Origin of the sequence: Niveispirillum sp. BGYR6 (assembly GCF_027568365.1) — a bacterium.
GTDB lineage: Bacteria > Pseudomonadota > Alphaproteobacteria > Azospirillales > Azospirillaceae > Niveispirillum.
On record NZ_JANLNL010000001.1, the window covers coordinates 940,028 to 947,075 of the forward strand.

The following is a 7,048-nucleotide window of genomic DNA, read 5'->3' on the forward strand; positions in this document are numbered from 1 at the left end:
GGCGCTGACCAAGGCGGGCAGCGGCATCCTGACCCTGTCGGGCAGCAACACCGGCACGGGCGGGCTGACGGTTTCGGCCGGCACCCTGGCCGTGGCAGCGGATGCCAATTTGCTGGGCGGTACGCTGACGCTGGATGGCGGCACGCTCTCCGTCACCGGTGCGACGACCATCGACAATGCGCTCAGCCTGGGCTCAGGGGGCGGCACGGTCAGCAATGCCAATGCCCTGACCCTGTCGGGCGTGATCAGCGGTGCCGGCAACCTCATCAAGACCGGCACCGGCACGCTGACCCTGTCGGGTACCAACAGCTATGGCGGCAGCACCACCGTGCGGGATGGTACCCTGTCGGTTGCGGCGGATGCCAATCTGGGGACGGGGGCGCTGACGCTGAATGGCGGCACGCTGACCGTCACGGGCAGCGACGTCACCATCGACAATGCCATTACCCTGGACGTCAATCACGGCACAGTCAGCAATGCCAATGCCCTGACCCTGTCGGGGGTGATCTCCGGCGCCGGCAGCCTCACCACGGCGGGTGGCGGTACGCTGACCCTGTCGGGCAATAACAGCTATACGGGGGCGACCAGCATCAGCAACGGCACCCTGGTGGTGACGGGTGCGCTGGCCGGCACGTCGGGCGTGACCGTCAGCACGGGCGCCAGCCTGGCTGGCAGCGGCACCATCTTTGCCGCCAATTCCAGCAACAGCGTCACCGTGAACCAGGGGGCCACCCTGGCACCGGGCGTGGTGGGCACCAATGGCGGCGTCGGCCGGTTGACCATCCAGGGCAATCTGGCGCTCAACGGCACGCTGGCCCTGGACGTGGCCGGTGCTACCGCCGGTACCGGCCATGATCAGGTTGCCATCAACGGAACCCTGACCCTGGGCCAGACCAGTGGCCTGGATATCGCCTACAGCCTGACCGGGTCGGCAGGAACCGGCCTGATCATCATCGACAATCAGGCCGCCGGCGCCACCAGCGGTACCATCGGCGGCACGGTCGTCGAACAGGGATCCTTGACCAGCAACGCACAGCAGTACCGGGTCAGCTATGTGGCGGGCACGGGCAACGATCTGTCCATCCGCACCAATCAGGACCCCACCGTTTCCGCCAACCCGACCCTGAACGGGACAGAGGATACGGTGCTGACCATCAGCAAGGCGGCATTGAACTATGCCGATGCCGATGGTGATGCGCTCACCTCCATCACCATCATCAGCCTGCCGAGTGCTGGCACCCTGTTCCTGGATGCCAATGGCGATGGGCTTGTCGATACGGGCGAGACTGTAACGGTCAACCAGACCATTCAGGCTGCCGATCTGGATGCGGGCCGGCTGAAATATCTGCCGCCACTGAACGGGAACGGCGTGGTCGCCAGCTTCCAATATACCGTGTCCGACGGGTCCACCGCGTCGACCACCGCCACCGCCACCCTGTCGATGGCCGCCGTCAATGACAGCCCCGTCATCACCGGCACCCCGGGCGGCACCTTTGCCGAATATGTCAGCGACACGCTCAATGGCGGTGATCCCGTGCGGTTCGCCGCCGGCGTCACCGTCGCCGATGTCGATGCCACCAGCTTCAACCAGGGCACGCTGACCGTGCGCCTGGGCAACTGGAAGGTTGCCGATGATGTGCTGGCCATCGGTTCGGGCAGCAATATCACCTTTAACGCCGCCACCGGCGAGGTCAGCCTCAACGGCACTGTGTTCGGCAGCGTGACCTTCACCACCGATACCAGCGGGGCCACCGCCACCCGGATCATGGTGGTGAACCTGAACGCTGCTTCCACGGCGGCGGCCGTCAACGCCCTGCTGGGGGAACTGACTTATCGGAATACGGGGCCCGACGCGACCGACCGCCAGCCGGACAGCAATGATGCCGGCCGACTGCCGAACCGCAGCGTCAGCATCGTGCTGAATGATGGCGGCAATACCGGTACCGGTCTGGGCCAGGCCCAGGTGACCGGCACCATCGCCATCACCCCGCAGAATGACCGGCCGGCCGTCACCATCCCCAGCGGCGCCAGCACCTTCCTGGCCGGCCGCGACGCTGTCACGGTTTCGCCGTCGCTGAGCGTTGTCGATACCGACAGCCACCTGCTGACCGGGGCGACCATCACGCTGGATGGTGCCCTGAACGGCACCAGCGAGGCGCTCTCCCTGTCAGCCGATGCGCGAACCGCTGCCGCCAACTATGGCATCACCATCAGCGGTGAAGGCAGCGGTCTGATCACCCTGACCGGCAGCGCCCAGGCCAGTCAGTATCAGGAGGTGTTGCGCGGTATCCAGTACCGCAACAGCGCCGACACGCCCAACAGCGGCAACCGGTCCGTCAGCTTCACCGTTACCGACAGCGGCAATGCCGTCAGTCTGGTGGCCGTCCGCACGGTGGATATCGACACGATCCCCACCGTGCCGGTCAATGCCGGCCTGACCCTGGCAGAAGGCACCAGCGCGGTGATCGGCAGCAATCTGCTGCTGGCCAACGATCTGCAGGACAATGTACCGACGCTGACCTTCACCGTGACCTCCCTGCCGGTCAATGGTGCCCTGCGGCTGAATGGAAATGCCCTCACAGCCGGGGCAACCTTCACCCAGGCCGATATCACGGCAAACCGGCTGACCTATCAGCATAATGGCGGGGAAACCGCCGCTGACAGCATCAGCTTCACCGTGGTGGACAGCCGTGGCGGCACCACCAGCACGCAGACCTTCGCCATTACAGTCACACCGGTGAATGATGCGCCGACCATTGTGACGGCGCCGACCACCATCAGTGTGACAGAAGATGTGGCCACGCCGCTGACCGGCATCAGCTTTGCCGATGTCGATGCCGGCGCCGGCCCGGTCAGTGTCACCCTGTCGGTCGGGGCGGGCAGCCTGACGGCAACGGATGGCAGCGGGGTCAGCATCACCGGGTCGGGCAGCGGCACGCTGACCCTCTCCGGCTCGCTCACCGCCATCAACAGCTTCATCAATGCCGGCAGCGTCAGCTTCCAGACGGCGGCCAACAGCACAGCCAGCCAGACGCTGGCCATCACCATCAATGATGGTGGCAATACCGGCACCGGTGGTCCGCTGACCGCCAGCAGCAATGTGACGCTCAATGTCACGGCGGTGAATGACGCCCCCAGCATCACCGCACCCGGCAGCCTGACGGTGACGGAGGATGTGGCCACCGCCCTGACCGGCATCAGCTTTGCCGACGTGGATGCCGGGACCGGGACGGTCACCGTCACCCTCTCCGTCGGGGCCGGCAGCCTGTCTGCGGTCAATAGCGATGGGATTGGCATCACCGGCTCGGGCAGCGGCACGCTGACCTTGTCCGGCGCGCTCAGCGACATCAACAGCTTCATCAATGCCGGTGCTGTCCGCTTCCAGACGGCGGCGGACAGCACCGCCAGCCAGACGCTCGCCATCACCATCAACGACGGTGGCAATACCGGTACCGGCGGGCCGTTGTCCGCCAGCAGTTCCGTGACCCTCAATGTCACCGCCGTGAATGATGCCCCCGGCATCACTGTGCCGACCGCCCTCAATGTGACGGAGAATGTCGCCACGCCGCTGACCGGCATCAGCTTTGCCGATGTCGATGCCGGCACCGGCACGGTCAGTGTCACCCTCTCCGTCGGGGCGGGCAGCCTCCTGGCAACGGATGGCAGCGGGATCAGCATCACCGGTTCGGGCAGCGGCACGCTGACCTTGTCCGGCGCGCTGGCCGCCATCAACAGCTTCGTCAATGCTGGCAATGTCCGCTTCCAGACGGCGGCAGACAGCACCGCCAGCCAGACGCTCGCCATCACCATCAATGATGGCGGCAATACCGGCACCGGCGGCCCGCTGACCGCCAGCACCAGCGTGGACATCAATGTCACCGGCGTGAATGCGGCCCCCGGCATCAATGCACCGGGCAGCCTGACGGTAACGGAGGATGTCGCCACCGCCCTGACCGGCATCAGCTTCAGCGATGCCGACGCCGGGACCGGGATCGTCACCGTTACCCTCTCCGTCGGGGCCGGCAGCCTCTCGGCGACGGGCGGCAATGGCGTCACCGTCACCGGCACGGGCGGCAACACGCTGACCCTTTCCGGCGCGCTCAGCGACATCAACAGCTTCGTCAATGCCGGCAGCGTCCGCTTCCAGACCGCAGCCGACAGCACCGCCAGCCAGACGCTCGCCATCACCATCAATGATGGCGGCAATACCGGCACCGGCGGCCCGCTGACCGCCAGTAGCTCCGTGACCCTCAATGTCACCGCCGTGAATGATGCCCCCGGCATCACTGTGCCGGCCGCCCTCAATGTAACGGAGAATGTGGCCACGCCGCTGACCGGCATCAGCTTTGCCGATGTCGATGCCGGCACCGGCACGGTCACCGTCACCCTCTCCGTCGGGGCGGGCAGCCTCCTGGCAACGGATGGCAGCGGGATCAGCATCACCGGTTCGGGCAGCGGCACGCTGACCTTGTCCGGCGCGCTGGCCGCCATCAACAGCTTCGTCAATGCTGGCAATGTCCGTTTGCAGACCGTCGCCAATGACAGGGCCAGCCAGACGCTCGCCATCACCATCAACGACGGCGGCAATACCGGTACCGGCGGTCCCCTGACCGCCAGCACCAGCGTTGCGCTCAATGTCACCGGCGTGAACGTGGCTCCCAGCATCAATGCACCGGGCAGCCTGACGGTGACGGAGGATGTCGCCACCGCCCTGACCGGCATCAGCTTCAGCGATGCCGACGCCGGGACCGGGATCGTCACCGTCACCCTCTCTGTCGGGGCTGGCAGCCTCTCGGCGACGGGCGGCAATGGCGTCGGCGTCACCGGCACGGGCGGCAACACGCTGACCCTTTCCGGCTCGCTCAGCGACATCAACAGCTTCGTCAATGCCGGCAGCGTCCGCTTCCAGACCGCAGCCGACAGCACCGCCAGCCAGACGCTCGCCATCACCATCAATGATGGCGGCAATACCGGTACCGGCGGCCCGCTGACCGCCAGCAGCAACGTGACCCTCAATGTCACCGCCGTGAATGATGCGCCGAGCATCACCGCCCCCGGCAGCTTGTTGGTAACGGAGAATGTTGCCACCGCCCTGACTGGCATCAGCTTCGCCGATGTGGATGCCGGGAACGGGATCGTTACCGTCAGCCTTTCCGTCGGGGCCGGCAGCCTCTCGGCGACGGGCGGCAATGGCGTCAACGTCACCGGCGCGGGCGGCAACACGCTGACCCTTTCCGGCTCGCTGGCCGCCATCAACAGCTTCGTCAATGCTGGCAATGTCCGCTTCCAGACCGCAACCAACAACACCGCCAGCCAGACGCTCACCGTCTCCATCAATGATGGCGGCAATAGCGGTACCGGCGGTTCCCTGACCGCCAGCACCAGCGTTGCGCTCAATGTCACTGGCGTGAACGTGGCTCCCAGCATCAATGCACCGGGCAGCCTGACGGTAACGGAGGATGTGGCCACCGCCCTGACCGGCATCAGCTTCAGCGATGCCGACGCCGGGACCGGGATCGTCACCGTTACCCTCTCCGTCGGGGCTGGCAGCCTCTCGGCGACGGGCGGCAATGGCGTCGGCGTCACCGGGTCGGGCAGCGGCACGCTGACCCTCTCCGGCTCGCTGGCCGCCATCAACAGCTTCGTCAATGCCGGCAGCGTCCGCTTCCAGACCGCAGCCGACAGCACCGCCAGCCAGACGCTGGCCATCACCATCAATGATGGCGGCAATACCGGTACCGGCGGCCCGCTGACTGCCAACACCAGCGTGACGCTTAATGTCACCGCCGCGAATGATGCCCCCAGCATCACTGTGCCGGCCGCCATCAATGTAACGGAGGATGTCGCCACCGCCCTGACCGGCATCAGCTTTGCCGATGTCGATGCCGGGACTGGGACGGTCACCGTCACCCTCTCCGTCGGGGCCGGCAGCCTGACGGCCAGCGGCGGCAATGGCGTCGGCGTCACCGGGTCGGGCAGCGGCACGCTGACCCTCTCCGGCTCGCTGGCCGCCATCAACAGCTTCGTCAATGCTGGCAATGTCCGCTTCCAAACCGCCGCCAACAGCACAGCCAGCCAGACGCTCGCCATCACCATCAATGATGGCGGCAATACCGGCACCGGCGGCCCGCTGACCGCCAGCAGCAACGTCACCCTCAACGTCACGGCCGTGAATGATACGCCGAGCATCACCGCACCCGGCAGCCTGACGGTAACGGAGGATGTGGCCACCGCCCTGACCGGTATCAGCTTTGCCGATGTCGATGCCGGCACCGGGACGGTCACCGTCACCCTCTCCGTCGGGGCCGGCAGCCTGACGGCCAGCGGCGGCAATGGCGTCGGCGTCACCGGGTCGGGCAGCGGCACGCTGACCCTCTCCGGCTCGCTGGCCGCCATCAACAGCTTCGTCAATGCTGGCAATGTCCGCTTCCAGACGGCGGCAGACAGCACCGCCAGCCAGACGCTCGCCATCACTATCAATGATGGCGGCAATAGCGGCACCGGCGGCCCGCTGACAGCCAACACCAGCGTGACGCTTAATGTCACCGCCGTGAATGATGCCCCCAGCATCACTGCACCCGGCAGCCTGACGGTGACGGAGGATGTGGCCACCGCCCTGACGGGCATCAGCTTTGCCGACGTGGATGCCGGGACCGGAACGGTCACCGTCACCCTCTCCGTCGGCGCCGGCAGCCTGACGGCAACCGGCGGCAATGGCGTCGGCGTCACCGGGTCGGGCAGCGGCACGCTGACCCTCTCCGGCTCGCTGGCCGCCATCAACAGCTTCGTCAATGCCGGCAGCGTCCGCTTCCAGACCGCCGCCGACAGCACCGCCAGCCAGACGCTTGCCATCTCCATCAATGATGGCGGCAATACCGGCACCGGCGGCCCGCTGACTGCCAGCACCAGCGTGACGCTTAATGTCACCGCCGCGAATGATGCCCCCAGCATCACTGTGCCGGCCGCCATCAATGTAACGGAGGATGTCGCCACCGCCCTGACCGGTATCAGCTTCGCTGATGTCGATGCCGGTACCGGGACGGTCACC

The 7,048-nt window shown here is 66.4% G+C and carries 1 protein-coding gene; it reads left to right on the top strand.

The genetic code is table 11. From position 1 onward, the window contains the following. The coding region (locus tag PCJ49_RS03925; RefSeq protein WP_269909807.1) for a cadherin-like domain-containing protein at positions 1–7,048 on the top strand (7,048 nt) is incomplete at both ends.